The following is a 14983-nucleotide window of genomic DNA, read 5'->3' on the forward strand; positions in this document are numbered from 1 at the left end:
GTCGGGTAACCTTTAGCTCCGGTTCGCCCGTTACGGTGCGAGTCTTCCACGGGCCTATAGCTCAGGCGGTTAGAGCGCTTCGCTGATAACGAAGAGGTCGGAGGTTCAAGTCCTCCTAGGCCCACCATTTCCTTTCTCTATAAGGGTAGCCAGGCCTGATTCCTCGATCGGCTTTGTGGTCGGCGGAGCGGAGAAGTGGCAGCGGGTGGCGTTCAAGGGCCGGTCGGCCGCGGGTCAGCGGGTAACAGGCGAACCCGATAAGCAGAGCGGTGAAGTGCCCGATGTCGGTGAAGGTCAGATTCTCGAGCAGGGGAATCGCGTAGTAGACCACGACACCGGCGGAGTAGGCGAAACACCACGGCCGTGCGATTCGGTATGCCAGTACCGCGACCACGCCCGCGAGAGCGTAGCTGACTCCGACGTCCAGGGTGAACACCGCTTGTGCGGGTGCGTGTCCGTGACGAATCGCCCAGTAAAGGACTCCCTGGCTGAGATAGGTGGCGCCCACGTGCGCTGTCACCACGACGGCGAGCCAACGCAGGGTCCCCAGCCATCGTTCGGCGGGAACATGGAAGAGGTTGTACAGGACCACGTACCATATCCATCCTCCGCCGGACAGCCAGAACGCACTGGTGATCAGGACCCGAACCGGATCCTCGCGCAAGTGATGCAGATTCGTTGAACGGTTACCGAGTACGACGCGCGTGTCCTCCGGTGACAGGTGGGTCAACACCACAGTCGTGACCAGCAGAATGGCCAACCACGTGAACGTACCCGGTGCACGCCGTATATAGGACCGAACGGCATGAACCGCAGACTTGACCCCGCTCATCGGATCCCGTCCTGTCGCAGGGGGTCGGTCCCCCGGCCCGATGGATTCGTCATGGTCACCCCTCTGATTCGTGGTGGTGGTCCGGGCATTACCAGCCGGTAGCCGAAGCACGCGCTACCACGGCCCACGCCCGGCGCCGCACACCGGTTGTACCGAACTCCCCAAACGATCAGGCCTCAAACCGGGTCCTCGCCGGTGAGGACAGCTCGGTAGGCAGGCCGGGCCTCGGCGTGAACCCCGCTCGCTCTCGTCTTCGGGCTCGGCGGCATGACGTTCCGCCGCATCGATGCGTATACCCGGCGAACACGGATGTGAGTACGACGCAACTCACGCGACAGCGAAAGGCGTCTCTGGACACGCTCTACTCGTTGAGATCGTATTTCGGGTGGGCGCCCTGCCATATGCTCGGACCCTGCGCAGTCTCATGAGGGGAGCGCCATATGTCGTCGGTTCCGGCGGTACGGTCAGGCTCCGGACTGGTGCTGGCGGTGCTGGCGTCGGGACAGTTTTTGATGACCCTGGACAGCTCCGTGATGAATGTGTCCATGGCCACCGTCGCCGCGGATGTGGGCACGACCATTACCGGAATCCAGACCGCAATCACCTTGTACACGTTGGTGATGGCGTCTCTGATGATCACGGGTGGCAAGGTGGGCACCGTCCTCGGTCGGCGCCGGGCGTTCGGACTCGGCCTCGTCGTCTACGGAGTGGGTTCGTTCACCACTGGGCTGGCGCCCAATCTGCCGATCCTGTTGTTGGGCTGGTCGCTGTTGGAGGGCATAGGCGCTGCCCTGATCATGCCGGCGATCGTCTCCTTGGTCGCCGCCAACTTTCCGTCGGAACGCCGGCCCGCCGCCTATGGACTGGTGGCGGCGGCGGGAGCGATGGCGGTCGCGGTAGGCCCGCTGCTCGGCGGTGCGGTGACCACGTTCGCGTCCTGGCGGTATGTGTTCTTCGGTGAGGTGGTCATCGTCGGGTTGATCCTGCTGGTGCTGCGGCGGGTCCACGATGTTCCCGCGGCCCGGGTCCAGCTGGATCTCGTCGGCGCGCTGCTGTCCGTGATCGGGCTCGGCATGCTCGTATACGGCGTGTTGCGTTCGAGTGAATGGGGCTGGGTGCAGACCAAGTCCGACGGTCCTACCGTCCTCGGCCTATCCCCGGTTATCTGGTTGTTGATCGGCGGCCTGCTGGTGCTGTATCTGTTCCTGCGGCGGCAGACCTATATGGTGGAGCGGGGTGGCGAACCGCTGGTCGATCCGAGGTTACTGACGAATCGTCAGCTCACGGGGGGGTTGGGCATGTTTTTCGCACAGTTTGTGGTGCAGGCGGGGGTGTTCTTCACCGTCCCACTATTCCTGTCGGTGGTTCTCGAGCTCAGCGCGCTAGAGACCGGTGTGCGGATATTTCCGCTGTCGGTCGCACTGGTCGTGGCGGCGGCCGGTATTCCCCGGTTCCGGCCGCACGCCAATCCGCGGCGCGTTGTTCGCCTGGGTCTGGGTTCGATGATCGCCGGCATCCTGATCCTCGTCGCCGGAATGGATCCGGGCGCCAACGCGGGTGTTGTCTCGATACCCATGCTGTTGATGGGCCTGGGGTTAGGTGCTCTGGCCTCGCAACTGGGTGCGATCACCGTGTCCGCGGTACCCGATCGGCAGAGCGCCGAGGTCGGTGGGCTGCAGAATACCGCCACGAATCTCGGCGCCTCACTGGGCACTGCGCTGATCGGGTCGGTCCTGATCGCCACGCTCACCTCGTCCGTCACTGCCGACGTCGTGGACAATCCGGCCATCCCGGCCTCCGTTCGGCAGCAGGCCACCACGGAGCTGGCCGACGGGGTGCCGTTTTTGTCCAATGCCCAGTTGGAAGGTGCCCTCGCCGCCGCCGGTGTGGACACTCCCACCGCCGACGCCATTCTCACGGTGAACGCCGACGCCCGTCTCGAGGCGCTGAGAGTGGCGCTCGCCATCACTGCTCTGCTCGCGTCCACGGCATTGTTCGCTACCGGCCGGTTACCACGACGGCCGGTAGGCACCTCGGATAGAGCGGGTCGGCCTACACCGGAGGATACCGACCCCGACGACCGCTGAGACCACTCTTCATGGTGAGCCGGGCGGATTCATCACCACGACCGAGGGGCATCGAACGCGCCGGCCGGAGTCACGGGCGCGTCAACTGTCCTCGAAATCTGATTCGTCCAAGCCGGCGTCACGCAGGATGCGGGCCAGGGTCTCGGCGTTCACCGGGGGTTCCGGCTCCGAGTCCGCGATGGGGTTCGCGCGAGCCGCCGGGAGCATTGCCGCATAGCCCGGGTCGCCGGGCCGGATTTCTTCGACGCTGGTGTAGAAGTCACCGTCGTCGGTTCGACCATGTCGATGCCGAAGGATGGTCACGCCGTCACCGGCGAGTCTCGGGGCCCGGCATCATCCGAGAACGCGGTCATTGCGGTCCTTCGATCTGTCGGCGACAGCTGCCACGGCCACTATACGCAGCGGTCGCGGCCGCCGCCCCGGTTACCGATGACCTCGTTCGAATGCGGCGGTGAAGTAGCTGTCGAATTTGCCGGTGATACCATCATCGTCGTAGCTGAACTTGCGTGACCGGGTGGGGACGCCTGTCCAGGCCGCGAACGCTGCCGCGAACAACTCCACCGGAGTGTTGTGGTGAGAGTTCCAGTCGGGTCGTTGTTTGAGTTTATCGATAACCGCCGCGTGCAGGTACTTTCCACTCTGTTTCGCTACTGAGCCATTTACCGTTTGTTCCGTAGGCATCGTCGGCCGCATGCCCGAACTCGTGCCAGACCAGATCGCCGTAGTCGAAACTGCTGCCCATACCGGAGTCGACGTAGATCCGTCTTTCGAGACCGATGTATTGGCCGGCTATGTCCTTCCAGGGCGTGCCGTCGGCGGTGAATTCGGTTTTAGGCAGGCCACGCAACTGCCACACCGGTTGTTTGCCGATGACGATCCCGCCGTTCTTCTCGTGCATATACTCGGTGATCCGCTGGTAGATATGCTCCTGCAACGCAGCCAGTTGCTTCAGCGACTGTCTGGTCTCCGGCGTCCGGTCCATGAGCTCGACCAGCGGTCCGCCCTCGGGCGGCCGGTAGCTCACGATGAACTCGGATCCTTCACCCAGCTGAACACTGTCGCCGGGGTGTAGCGTCACCTTCTCGCCGAGCCCGAGCTCCCTTCCATTGATATATGTGGGTGACAGTGCTTCCCCGTGCGGGGCGATCCAGAGCCGACCGGAGGGGTGGGCGCCCATCTCGGCGTGCCGCTCGGAAATTCCGTTGGCGACGGCATCCTCGGCAAGGCCGGGCGGCAGTACCGCGTCTTCTCCCCGGCCGAGGAGTACGGCCTCACCGCCACGACTCAGGGTGATGGGATATCGCCCCTGTCCCCCGGTGAGGTTCGCGTATACCTCGCGGGGCATTCGACCATGGCTGAAACCATCGGAGAATTGAGCGGCGCCGAGCCAGCTGCCGAAACGAAGCCTTTCTCCCGGCCTCAGCCAATACGGTCCGGAGGACGGATCGACTTTCGTTCCGCTGACCCAGGCCCCCGCCGCCGCCGAGTTGTCGACACGCAGCCACAGCTCTCCGAACTTATCGCGATAAATGGTGACGTGATTCTCGGGCACCCATGTCGTGCCAGTTCCCTCGCCAATGGTGTATCGGAACCGCCGCCGAGCCTCACCTCCTCACTCGGCCGCAACCCGAAGGGGGCAATGTTCTCGTCGTCGGACAGCCGTAGCAGCAGTGGCCGTCCCTCGCCTACGACCTGAAGCTTGGCGTGTTGCCCATCGATGGCGACTACGGCGTCGGGATCCACATACCGTTTGGTACCGGGCGGGACCGTCCGACCGTCCACCTCGATTCGTATACTGCTGTCCACATCGGGATCGCGCACCCATACCCGGCCGTCGAAATCGCGGCCCATGAGCACTTCCCGCCGCGGTTTGCCCAAAATACGGTCGCCCAGGGATCTGGTGTCCATGTGGACCCGGCTACCAGCGCCCAATGGAATGGAAGACCTTTCCGACCGAAAGGTGAATCTGGCATCCGGCAGCAGGCTGTCGTCTATTGCCCCCATGCGCACCGTCCCTACGAAGTCATGGCCCAGCCCGATATCGGCGCCTTCAGGGAGCGTCACCCACTTCCGCGGTGGGATCTGTTCACCATTCACCCACACCCCGTCCGACTCCCCGGTATCGCGGATCCGCACCCGGCCATCGTGGTCCAGAACCATTACCGCGTGCCGGTCACCGACTCCCGACGCCGTCCGTAGCTGCGAGGAGAAAGGGGAGTTCCCCTCGGTGCCGACCTCGATCGGTCGACCCGCCTCCAGTCGCACCGGCGCCGCCTCCGGCCCACTGCCCAATGTGAGCCGGACGGGGTCGGCGTCCCCGACCGCGTCCATCGGAGTCATCTGCAGCCGAATATGTTCCGTGCCGTACCGAATGGAATCGCCCGATTCGAGCATGCGCCGTTCCCCCGCGCCCAATCGTTCACCGTTCACATAGGTTTCGTTGGTATCGGAGGGGTCGTTCTCCCGAATCCATACCCGGCCATACGCATCGGTCTCGAGAGCCCGGCCTCCTCCGAAGGGGAGAAGCGCCCCCGAATTGGGCGGGATCGGCAATACTCCCTCGTCGTCGTAGAACCGCAGCAATACCTCCTCGCGGAAGAACTTCACCTGGAGTCGGCCGACCCGGTCTCCCAGGGTGACCGATTCACCTGGGTTCACGTACTGTTTGTCGCCGCTCACCACCGTCTTGTCACCGACCTTGACGTGGTGTGGGCCGTTCGCGTCGGGAGCCGGATCCCGCAGCCATACGCGCCCGTCGAAATCCCGTCCCACGATAACTTTTCTCGTCGTTCCGTTGGGCGTATGCGCGCCGGAACCCATGTCGACGAGCACCTGCTCGCCACGTGCCAAGCCGAGCGGTGCTTCATCCGGTCCGAAAGACAATTCGGCCGGCGGGAATCGGGAATCATCGATGGACTCGGTGCGTACCGGTCCGAGTAGATCGGAACCCACCCGGACCGCATCCCCCTCGGTGAGAACCCATAGCTGGTTCGGGGAGACCCGTTCTCCGTTCACCCATACGTCTTCTCCGGTTCCGTCGTCGCGAATCCACACCTTTCCGGAATCCGTCAGTCCCGCCACGACCTGTCCGGTACCATCGGCCGGCGCGTCTTGCGGATTCATCGTGAACGGATACGGTTCCTCGGCGTTGATCACCATCGGTCGGTCCGGGTCAATCCGCACCGGAGGCCGATCGCCGAGATCCAACCGCACCGAAGCGATATCGCTCACCGTAGCGGGGCCGACCCTGGTTCCACTCGAATCGATGGGTGGGCCGGCATCCGCCTCGACCTCGCCGGAGTGGTCCGCGCCTGTTCCATTGGGGGTATCGGGCGTGATCGTGTCGATGGCGGTCGGCGGCGGTGATAACCGTGGCGCGGTGACACGCTCCGGACCGGCCATGGTGTCGGCATGCTCTTCCAGCACATACAACCGACGCACCATACCGTTGTATAAATGTCGGATACCTGCCGCTTCGAACACCGGCTGCAACCGCTCGACCCGAGCCCGGATCTCCGAGACCTGCGACTGCGTCAGGCCGTGGTCCTTCCATTTGAGCTCACCATTGGACGAGAGGCCGGCGAACTGTTGTGCGCACCCCCCCACGACGCCGCCGAGAACCATCTCCAGAAATGACGCCACATCGAACCCGGCCCGCACGTCGGCCGCTATGTCCCACGTCTGTGCGCCTACACTGATCGCCGCACCGGACAGTGCCCCGACCTTCGCCGCATGTACCGCCCCGTGCAGCGCGGCGCGCCGTGCCGCGCCCGCGGCCACATTCTCGGCCACCCCCACCGTGAACCGGATCGTCGCCGCACGCATCACCTGCTCGGCTGCCAATCGGTCGGCCAACGCCTTGAGTCCTCCCCCCTGGAAGAACAGCACCATGTCGTAGGTCAACTGCGCCGCCAACACGATTCCCGTCATGACAAGCAGATGTTGGGTTTGCACCGCCGAATCGGCTGTGTCGTGGAATTGCCGCCCCAGACTCTCGCATACCGCGGCCTTGTCACGCATCGCCTTGCAGATCTTCCGATGCCGCTCGGCCAATCCGTCCTTCGTCTCGCCGGTAACGGCGTCCTCGGTAAGCCGGGCTTCGGTCTCGTACTTGTCCGCCGCGGTGTTCAGGTCCTTGCAGGCCTGCATATAGGAATCGCCACAACGACGCATCCCCTCCACCTGGAGGCCAGGCCATTTCCCGATCACCAGGTCCCGTACGAACGCGGGCACCTGGGCCAACAGCGCCGTTCCGTCCACGCTTGTCCTCCAGCGCTTCCGCGTAGCATCCACCCTGGCCGAGTCTTCCTCAGGGACACAAGTTTATTCGGTGACCGATAATTCCGTACTCGGAGCGTTGGTACTGTCGCAATGTGGGGTGGCAGTAGTACTACGCAATGTCGTGGCAGCCGCTCTTCTCCTCAGTGGGAATTGTGTCTATCGACCTTTGGGTACGGATAATGACATTCTCGACCGTTTGGAGGCTTCGTGGCAGAGTTTTTTTCCGCGGACCTAGAGCAACTGCGGCGTCAAGCATCGCAGTTCGACCATATCGGGGAAGATGTCGCGGGAATAGCGCGAAACCTCGAGGCCGAGTCGGCCGCCGCCGGCATGCCGTGGGGCGCCGACGACGCCGGTAAGGCGTTCGCCGATACCTACCTCCCGGAGCAGGAACTGACTCTGTCCGAACTGGGTTCCCTGGCCCAGGTTATTCGGCAGTCCGGCAGCGACCTCAAGCAGTTCGTGGACAATGTGGCGGATGCCGACCGCGCTGCCGGACAACAGATCACAAGCATCGACAACGGAATCCCGCAGAACTTTACGGTACCGCCGATTCAGGCAGTCCTCGACAATCGGCCGCACGCGGGCGAGACGTCGATGCCCTTCGCGTCGTCTCCCGAGTACTCGGGCGTACCCGCGCTCCCCACCATATCCGGCAGTGATCAGGTTTCCGAGGCCGCGCCGGTCGAGGTATCGCCTCACCCGCCAACCATCGACGCGCCCGAGACAGGGGGCACCCCGGGCGAGGCGAAGCGAGCACCGGCCGAGAATGCGTCACCGGCCGATCAGCAGCAAGGCCGGCCCGACAGAAATTCATCCGATATTCAGCCTCCGGGCAGTGTGGGCGAAAGCGTCTCCGCTCCGGATACGGCCCCCGTTCAACCGCCCGGGACCGGCCGAGCCGCCGCCTCGGTACAGCACACCTCGGCGGAAGCTCGGCCGATCGCCCAATCCACGGCGGCCCTGAACCGAACACCTCATCCGTGGAGCCGCCGGCAGTCGGCTCCCGGCCCTACCGCTCGACCGGCACGGGTGTCCGTTGCCGATCCCGGGACGTCCGGTGCCGGGCCCCGTCCACCCGTCCGCCCGGCAGCCCGACCGGAACCACGGCCGGTGAAGGCGGCGAAGGCCGCAAGGCCGGAGAACAAGCCCATCGAACGGAAGGTCGATACCCCTCGCGAGACGACGGTCGCGCGCCTGGCGCGGGAACTGGCCGAACGACACGGTGTGCGAGCTTTCGGTTTCGAAACCGGCGGCGTGCCGGGGGAAACGCTCGCCGAGATCGTCGCCGCCGTAGATGCCGTGCTGCCCCGGCATCGGCAGATCGACCTGCGTGCCATTGGTATCGGCGAACTACCGGATGGGGAATTGACGCGGTTGGAATGGGAAACGGAGCCGATTCCGGGGCATGCATCGGACGAAGAGGGACAGCAACCTACGATGCCCGCCGCGCGGTATCTGTTCACCGCTCGCATAGTTTTGGCCGAGCGCGCCGCCACCGACCCGGAGTATCTCGAGCGCGCCATTGCCGAATCCGAAAGAGCAGGTCGGCTCGCTCGGAGAAGTGCACTGCGCCCGGTGTTCTCCTCGATCGTCCGAGAACTCGGCACGGCCCTCGAGGTGGCGGGCGGATTTCGTGCCCAGCGATTCGCGCACCGTGCTCTGCTTCTGGATTACCTCCCCCTGCGGCGGCCATCGGAACATTCGACGCGTGCCACTATCGACGGGTTCCTACAGTGGCGTGCGCAACTGCAGGGCCGCAGCTTCCGCCACGGCCGCTTCGACCCCTCCGCCGCTTTGTCGGAAGCGTTCACCGAGGTGGTGTTGAATACCACTCGAATCACACAGCCCGCCCGGACGCTACACCGCTTGCTGGTCCGGGCCGCCGAAGCGAATGAGAGGGCCGTGACCCGGCCCAGCGTTCGGTTGCCGCCCCCGGTTGTTCGTTGACCGGCCTCACCTCGGATAGGGCCAGGCGAGCGCCGGGAAGGACGAGGACGTGATTGATACTCGACATATCCGTGTACGCCGGGATAGATATCGAGGGGTCGGGGTCCAGGGTGCCCCGGTCCGGCCGTCCTCACGGATCATCCGCGAACGCCGATGCGGGAAACCGGGTCGGCCGGCCGAATCGGTTGCGACTAGGCTGGCAGCCATGAAACGCGTTCTCATCATCGGTGCTGTACTGGCTGTTCTCATCGGTGTCACCAAGCTGCGCCGGCGCAGCGACGCCGATCTCTGGCACGAGGTCACCACGCGCTGACCCGCGCCGGATTGTTGTTCCTGTCACTTCGACCGGCCGCCGAGTAGCGGCCACCTGATCACGGCCTGGCCGGCAGTTCGACGACCACCTGCACCTGGGTGGTGGCCGCAATCGGCAGCGCGGCCCGGCCGTGGACCAGGACGAGTCCTGTGCACACACCATCGCTCCCGCCCATAGCCCGATCTCATTTCTTGTCGAATCCGAGCTCGAGTAGGTTTTGCCGCGCTGTTCACCGCGCTGGCCGGGTAGCCTTGTTTGACGGTGTACGTGCCGGACCGCTACTGTTTCGCAGGCGAACGTGGCGTCGTCCGGTAATTCGCTCGGGGCCTTAGCTCAATTGGCAGAGCACTGCCTTTGCAAGGCAGGGGTTAGGGGTTCGATTCCCCTAGGCTCCACTCGAAAACGCTCCCTACCTGATCCGACAGGAAGGGAGCGTTTTGTATTCAAGGCGAAGGGGTCGGGATCCTTACCTTGCCCTTATAAAGGGTTCGTCCTTCCCTGAAGTACCCCTTCGGGGCCTCGCGTGTGTCCGGTCCATGGGTCTGTCGCTGTAGATAGTGCCGCTCGGTGGTCGCAAGCTGTGCGTGTGACAGCTGCGCCTGAGCCTGGGCCCGGCCGAGCTTGTCACGGACGACCGACGCCACGGTCTGCCTGGCGGTGTAGGGGAACCACCCCCGACAGACCCACGGGCAGTACGGCCCGAAACGCACCGCCGACGGGCCTCTCGTCGGCGCCGCCCGGTCGACCGTCGCGCCGAGAGAGAGGAGTCGCCTGGTTTGCAGCCGTCGAGCCGGGAGGCCAGGTGCCGATTTTCTCGGCGGTGAGCACCACGGTTGCCTCGCTCACGCCTCGCTGGACATGTCCGGGTCGACGCGCCTCAGAGCCGATGCCAACCACTCGGTACCGCGGTGCTCGGCCGGCATCGCGGCCAGGCCTTGCGTCGCCTCTCCGACCGCCTCGGCGGTGCGCCCCAGCATCGATAGAACACCGCCGCGCTGCACAGCCCCGAAACCGGGACTCCACCAGTACATAGACGTCGGTGGTTCAATGCCGTCCGCAGCTTCGGCCACCGCATCGGCCATGGTCAGCGCGTGGTGCGCATGCCGCGTCTCCCCGTGTGCGGCCAACAACTCGGCTCGCCGCATCAGCCCATAGGCCCGGATGATGGGGTGCGCGCCCCGCACCGCCAGGGCAGCATCCGACAGGGCGAGTACCTCGCTGTAGTCGCCGGTGCTCACGGTCACATATCCGAGGAATCCCAGACCGTGCGCGAGCCGGTCCGGGTCGCGGGACTCCTCGGCCAGACTCACCGCCGTGCCGAGAGTGCGGCGGGCGGCGGCATCGGCGCCTATCGCGTGTTCGAGCCATCCCCGGTACTGGGTGACCTCCGACGCCAGGCCCGCGGCCGCGGGTCGTTCCTTGCGTCCCTCACGTACGAAGCTTTCGGTCATCTCTGCCATGCCTCGCACCGCGGGCAGTACCATCACGGCCCCGACCGCGTCCTCGATTCGGCGTGTGGCCGATAGCATCACTGCGGCCTCGGCCAGGGCGGTGGAGTCCACACTGGCCGGCGTACGAGCGGCCGCCGACATCCGTCCCAGGTCCGCGTCCAGAACCCTCTCGTAGGCTGCGATGACACCGGCGGGCACGGGCCGCTGCCCGGTCTCGATCAGCGAGAGATACGTCTTCCCGTAATAGGTCCGCTCGGCCATGACGCGCAGCGAGATTCCCGCGGCCTCCCGAGCGGCACGCAGCAGCGCCCCCGGCTTCATACCACGCACCATAACCCGACTGTGGACAGCTGTGAACGTGAATTGATATCGACTTCAACCCGTTTCGGTCAATGCTCGAGGCAGCACTCGACGCCGGGTCGGTCGCCGGCTACCCGGCGGCGGGTGCCTCCCATCGGTAGGGGACGACGACAGGGGACACGCATGAACTACACCGATCATCCGCCGTTGCCGGTCCGGACATCGATGCGTTCGCAAGCGATTGTGACCGCGTTGGGCATATGGGAACTCATCGGAGCCCGCGTAGACGCCGATGCGTGCGGTGACGCGGAGTTGCTGGAACGCATCGCCAAGGGGCTGAGGGAACGCGTGTAGCCGAACGCACCGGCCAATGGCAGGGTATCGACGACAGGGGATCACATGACGAAACCGAAGGCGCTCGGCTATCTGCGCAAGGACAAGTCCGGCGTTCATCAGCAGTGGGACGAAGCCCGGATACGCGGTCTGGCGCAGCGGTTCGGGTACGAGTTGTGCAAGACGATCGTTTTCGGCGAGTTCACCGAGGACCCTATTGGCGAGCTGGTTGCGTCCGTGCAGCGGAACCGGGCCGAGGCGATCTTCGTGCCCGGCCTCGAGCACTTCGACGGCATCGCACCCCGAACCCTGGTCGCGGTTGCCGATGTCATCACCGTGAGTCCGCAGCACACCTACGCCCGATGGTCGACCGGGCAGCTGCCCGCCGAGGTCGACAGGGCGTAAGTGGTGCGGTAGGACCGGTCGAGCTGCGCGGTAGTCGATCGAGCCGTCTAACGGCGGACTCCCATGGCACCGCAGACGGGTGCGGACCAGGCGACATCCACGGAGCGCAGTTCGCGGTCTATCGCGGTGGCGGTGTCGGGGGCGAACGGGGTGACACTCCGGCTGGTCAGGTCGACGTGGATACCGACCAGTTCCAGTGTGCAGGCGAGTCTTTCGGTGGTGTCGTTGACCAGGAGCGCCATGCCGTGTACGACTTTGTCGGAGCGTTCGATACCGCGGAAATACGCCGATACCTCGTCCCCGACCCGGGTTTCGGAGTAGTAGCGGATATGGTGTTCGGCGGTAAAGAACCCCTGGCCGCGTTCGGCGCGGTAGTCGTCGGTGATGCCTATCCGGTCGAATACCCTGCCCGCGGCCTCGATGCACAGGTCGAAGTAGTGCCGCACGTTCATATGGTCGTTTTCGTCCCGGAATTCCTCGGGGATCACCAGCGGGCCCAATTCCCGGGGCAGCCGGGTCACTTGGCGGTAGTCGGGGACGAGGGTGGTGCTGGTCATCGTCGCGGCTCCTATCGGCTCGAGCTCCCGCGAGAGTATAACGAGCGTTAACAGATACTGTTACGATCACCCGCGTGGAGCGGAGTCGCCTGATTCTCGATACCGCCGCGGAGCTGTTCTACGAGAAGGGTTTCCACGGCACGAGCGTGGACGAGTTGGGTGCGCGGGCCGGACTGAGCGGACCGGCGCTGTACCGGCATTTCTCCGGTAAGGACGAGATTCTGGGGACGCTGGTCACGGAGGCCATGGAGCGGTTGATATATGCGGTCGAACCGGTGCTCGATGATCCGGTCGCCGATCTGGAACGGCTGATCCGGCACCATGTCGAGTTCGCGGTCGTGCACCGGCACCTGGTGAATGTCACTCAGCGAGAGGAGCGTTCGCTGGTCGATCCGTGGTTGTGGACGATCACCGAGCAGCGGCTGAAGTATCTATGTGGTTGGGAAGCGGCGGTCCGGAGATGTCTGCCCGTGGCCACCGACGAGGAGGTGACGGTGGCCACGCAGACCTGCCTGAGTGTCGTTTTCTCGATCGCATACTGGCCTGCCGAAGTGAGTCGGAGTTCGGACCTGGCGGATCTGATCGTCCGGTTGGTCCGGGAGGGGATGGACACCTTCCGGACCCGCTGAGCGGCTCTCAGACCGGCCGGACGGCGATGACCTTGCGCAGTTCGGCCTTGTCGCGCTCCAGTCGGCGCGCCTCGTAGGCGATGGGGAAATAGCGCAGTCGCTCCGGCAGCAGGTTGAGCGGGGCGTGCATGGTGCGCAGGCGCTCGGTCTCGGCCAACGCTTCTTCGCCGCCGTAGGTCCAGGTCATTACCGCGGACAGACTGCGCACGGCCCGGCCGACCGGATCGGTGCGGAAGGTCGAGTACTTGTCGACCACGGCGGAGATGGTCGGTTCCATGGTCTGCAACAGGAATGCCGAGCCTGCGGTGAGGGAGAAGGTGATCAGGCCGACCTCATCCCAGGTGCGGGTGCCGGGGCCGAATGGACGACGCGGCGGAAGCACGTCGGGATCGACACGGGTGAAGGCGGTGTCGTCGACGGACGCGGTCATGCGGATCTCCCATGATCGACTGCATCAATAGAATGAGATGATGATACTATAAGTCTCTCATTATTACGGATGTTGATTTGTACCACAGGCGGGTGCGAGCCGTTGAAGGGGACGATGTCGCGCTGCGACGCGGTGGTTCGGCGACGAGGGGATCGAGGAGTCGCTCGATCCGCGATCGCGGGGCCGGACATGAGAGCGGGCCTCGGCGAAGGGGGGGAGTTAGCCGAGGCCCGCGTAAGTCGGCCCGGGGGGGAGGGGCCGACACGAACGATCCTACGCGATGATCCGCCGTTACGTGTGTATGCGAACCATGAGTTTCGAACTTTTTTTGGGGCGGTCCACATGGCTCGAATCGGCATGGCACGTCACGTGATGGTGCGGCGCGCGACGGCGCGTACCACGTTTCCATTCGGTTGCCGAAAATAGTGCCGGGCAAAGGATTCGAAGTGATCGCTGCGCTTTCCCCCGGGAGATAACCGTTATTGGGGTGAGTGCTGGACGATCGCCCGCGCAGCGCCGGGGCGACAAGGACTTCAGGGCCGTCGTCTCGTTGTGATGTGTCGAGAAGCGCGCGGTGATTCCGTCCGCCGCAACATGTCGGACCCCCCTGCCAGGATGTGCACATGGAGATCGGTCGGATCCACTCGAGAGTCGGTGTCATCGGTGGGTGTCCCGCCGCGGTGGCCGAGTATCGGTACGGGTCGAAACGAGTAGTCCGCTACGCGCTACCGGGCGCCCATCCACCCGCGATCACCGAATCGGTCGCACCCCGGTCCGGCGCAACCCCGAGCATCGATCGGAACGGGATGCGGCCTCTTCGCTATTCGGCGGCGACTCGGGACCTGGATAAATGGGGTGAAAACGGCGGCGAGCGGGGAGATACTGGCACCCGTCTCGGTCGGATGACCGAATGAGCGCTCATGGCCGTCGGCATGGTTCCGCCGTCGGGGAACAACACGTAGTCGTCGCGAAACAGCAGATACGAATCTCAGGAGAAACATGCCCGACGCAATCGTCGCCGAGGGTCTCGTCAAACGATACGGCGGGCTGTGTGCCCTCGACGGGCTCGATCTGACCGTGCCGGAGGGCACCGTCACCGCTCTACTCGGCCCCAACGGAGCCGGTAAGACCACCACTGTTCGGGTTCTCACCACATTATTGGTGCCCGACGAGGGCCGCGCGACCGTGGCCGGAGTGGACGTCCTTCGGAACCCGCGTGCGCTGCGGTCCCGGATCGGCGCCTCGGGACAGTACGCCGCAGTGGACGAATACCTCACCGGTTTCGAGAATCTGGAGATGGTGGGCCGGCTGTACCACATGGGAATCCGACGCAGTAAGGAACGCGCACGTGAACTGCTGGACCGTTTCCGGCTCAGCGACGCCGCCGACCGGCCGGTCAAAGGATATTCGGGGGG

The 14983-nt window shown here is 64.7% G+C and carries 14 protein-coding genes and 2 tRNA genes; 8 read left to right on the plus strand and 8 right to left on the minus strand.

Annotation, left to right across the window (positions count from 1 at the left end; all coding sequences use genetic code 11):
- Positions 1-50: 50 nt before the first annotated feature.
- A tRNA-Ile gene (locus ON20_RS25575) sits at positions 51-127 on the plus strand.
- Here the strand turns inward: ON20_RS25575 and ON20_RS33430 are convergent.
- Positions 116-832, minus strand: coding sequence for a rhomboid-like protein (locus tag ON20_RS33430; protein ID WP_245547484.1), 717 nt, complete (start codon positions 830-832; stop codon positions 116-118). The genes ON20_RS25575 and ON20_RS33430 overlap by 12 nt on opposite strands.
- Before the next feature lie 440 nt (positions 833-1272).
- Here ON20_RS33430 and ON20_RS25580 point away from each other — a divergent pair, with 440 nt between their 5' ends.
- Positions 1273-2919 (plus strand): MFS transporter, encoded by a 1647-nt coding sequence (locus ON20_RS25580; RefSeq protein WP_040839437.1) that lies wholly within the window; start codon positions 1273-1275, stop codon positions 2917-2919.
- Between the two features lie 81 nt (positions 2920-3000).
- Here the strand turns inward: ON20_RS25580 and ON20_RS25585 are convergent, their stop codons facing one another.
- From ON20_RS25585 to ON20_RS25595, 4 genes are all read right to left on the minus strand, one after another.
- Positions 3001-3222, minus strand: a complete 222-nt coding sequence (locus ON20_RS25585; protein WP_040839442.1) for a hypothetical protein — start codon at positions 3220-3222, stop codon at positions 3001-3003.
- Between the two features lie 120 nt (positions 3223-3342).
- Positions 3343-3480, minus strand: coding sequence for a hypothetical protein (locus tag ON20_RS36770; protein WP_157228988.1), 138 nt, complete (start codon positions 3478-3480; stop codon positions 3343-3345).
- Positions 3481-3523: 43 nt separating this feature from the next.
- Positions 3524-4264 carry an FHA domain-containing protein gene (locus ON20_RS25590; protein WP_040839444.1) on the minus strand — a complete coding sequence of 247 codons (741 nt, stop codon included), beginning with the start codon at positions 4262-4264 and terminating at the stop codon, positions 3524-3526.
- A gap of 74 nt (positions 4265-4338) precedes the next feature.
- On the minus strand, positions 4339-7179 hold the full coding sequence (locus ON20_RS25595) for an FHA domain-containing protein (RefSeq protein ID WP_040839445.1): 2841 nt from the start codon (positions 7177-7179) through the stop codon (positions 4339-4341).
- 228 nt (positions 7180-7407) lie between these two features.
- Between ON20_RS25595 and ON20_RS25600 the strand changes: the two genes are divergently transcribed.
- Together ON20_RS25600 and ON20_RS25605 are read left to right on the plus strand one after the other, a co-directional pair.
- Positions 7408-9150, plus strand: a complete 1743-nt coding sequence (locus ON20_RS25600; protein WP_040839447.1) for a hypothetical protein — start codon at positions 7408-7410, stop codon at positions 9148-9150.
- 635 nt (positions 9151-9785) lie between these two features.
- Positions 9786-9858 (plus strand) — tRNA-Ala (locus tag ON20_RS25605).
- 447 nt (positions 9859-10305) lie between these two features.
- On the opposite strand, the gene ON20_RS25610 is transcribed toward ON20_RS25605, so the two are convergent.
- On the minus strand, positions 10306-11235 hold the full coding sequence (locus tag ON20_RS25610) for a helix-turn-helix domain-containing protein (RefSeq protein ID WP_157228989.1): 930 nt from the start codon (positions 11233-11235) through the stop codon (positions 10306-10308).
- Between the two features lie 162 nt (positions 11236-11397).
- Here ON20_RS25610 and ON20_RS36775 point away from each other — a divergent pair, with 162 nt between their 5' ends.
- Positions 11398-11568: a hypothetical protein gene (locus tag ON20_RS36775; protein WP_157228990.1), complete on the plus strand. Its 171-nt coding sequence runs from the start codon at positions 11398-11400 to the stop codon at positions 11566-11568.
- Between the two features lie 45 nt (positions 11569-11613).
- A complete protein-coding gene (locus ON20_RS25615) occupies positions 11614-11952 on the plus strand; it encodes a hypothetical protein (RefSeq protein WP_040839450.1) in 339 nt (112 codons plus the stop codon).
- Positions 11953-11999: 47 nt separating this feature from the next.
- Here the strand turns inward: ON20_RS25615 and ON20_RS25620 are convergent, their stop codons facing one another.
- Positions 12000-12509: a thioesterase family protein gene (locus ON20_RS25620; protein WP_040839452.1), complete on the minus strand. Its 510-nt coding sequence runs from the start codon at positions 12507-12509 to the stop codon at positions 12000-12002.
- Positions 12510-12583: 74 nt separating this feature from the next.
- Here ON20_RS25620 and ON20_RS25625 point away from each other — a divergent pair, with 74 nt between their 5' ends.
- Positions 12584-13138: a TetR/AcrR family transcriptional regulator gene (locus tag ON20_RS25625; RefSeq protein ID WP_040839454.1), complete on the plus strand. Its 555-nt coding sequence runs from the start codon at positions 12584-12586 to the stop codon at positions 13136-13138.
- A gap of 7 nt (positions 13139-13145) precedes the next feature.
- Here ON20_RS25625 and ON20_RS25630 read toward each other — a convergent pair whose 3' ends face one another.
- Entirely contained in the window at positions 13146-13568 is a 423-nt protein-coding gene (locus tag ON20_RS25630; protein ID WP_281032904.1) for an oxygenase MpaB family protein, read from the minus strand.
- A 999-nt stretch (positions 13569-14567) separates the two neighbouring features.
- On the opposite strand from ON20_RS25630, the gene ON20_RS25640 reads away from it, so the two are divergent.
- Positions 14568-14983 (plus strand): ATP-binding cassette domain-containing protein (locus ON20_RS25640; RefSeq protein ID WP_040839459.1); only part of this gene is annotated, 416 nt, incomplete at its 3' end.

Origin of the sequence: Nocardia brevicatena NBRC 12119 (genome assembly GCF_000308495.1) — a bacterium.
GTDB classification, from domain to species: Bacteria; Actinomycetota; Actinomycetes; order Mycobacteriales; family Mycobacteriaceae; genus Nocardia; species Nocardia brevicatena.

Bases quoted from the DNA above. Each gene is read 5' to 3' on its own strand.
- ON20_RS25615 (WP_040839450.1), top strand. From the start codon at position 11,614: ATGACGAAACCGAAGGCGCTCGGCTATCTGCGCAAGGACAAGTCCGGC.
- ON20_RS33430 (WP_245547484.1), bottom strand. From the start codon at position 832: ATGAGCGGGGTCAAGTCTGCGGTTCATGCCGTTCGGTCCTATATACGG.
- ON20_RS25590 (WP_040839444.1), bottom strand. From the start codon at position 4,264: ATGCCCCGCGAGGTATACGCGAACCTCACCGGGGGACAGGGGCGATAT.
- ON20_RS25580 (WP_040839437.1), top strand. From the start codon at position 1,273: ATGTCGTCGGTTCCGGCGGTACGGTCAGGCTCCGGACTGGTGCTGGCG.
- ON20_RS36775 (WP_157228990.1), top strand. From the start codon at position 11,398: ATGAACTACACCGATCATCCGCCGTTGCCGGTCCGGACATCGATGCGT.
- ON20_RS25620 (WP_040839452.1), bottom strand. From the start codon at position 12,509: ATGACCAGCACCACCCTCGTCCCCGACTACCGCCAAGTGACCCGGCTG.
- ON20_RS25610 (WP_157228989.1), bottom strand. From the start codon at position 11,235: ATGAAGCCGGGGGCGCTGCTGCGTGCCGCTCGGGAGGCCGCGGGAATC.
- ON20_RS25630 (WP_281032904.1), bottom strand. From the start codon at position 13,568: ATGACCGCGTCCGTCGACGACACCGCCTTCACCCGTGTCGATCCCGAC.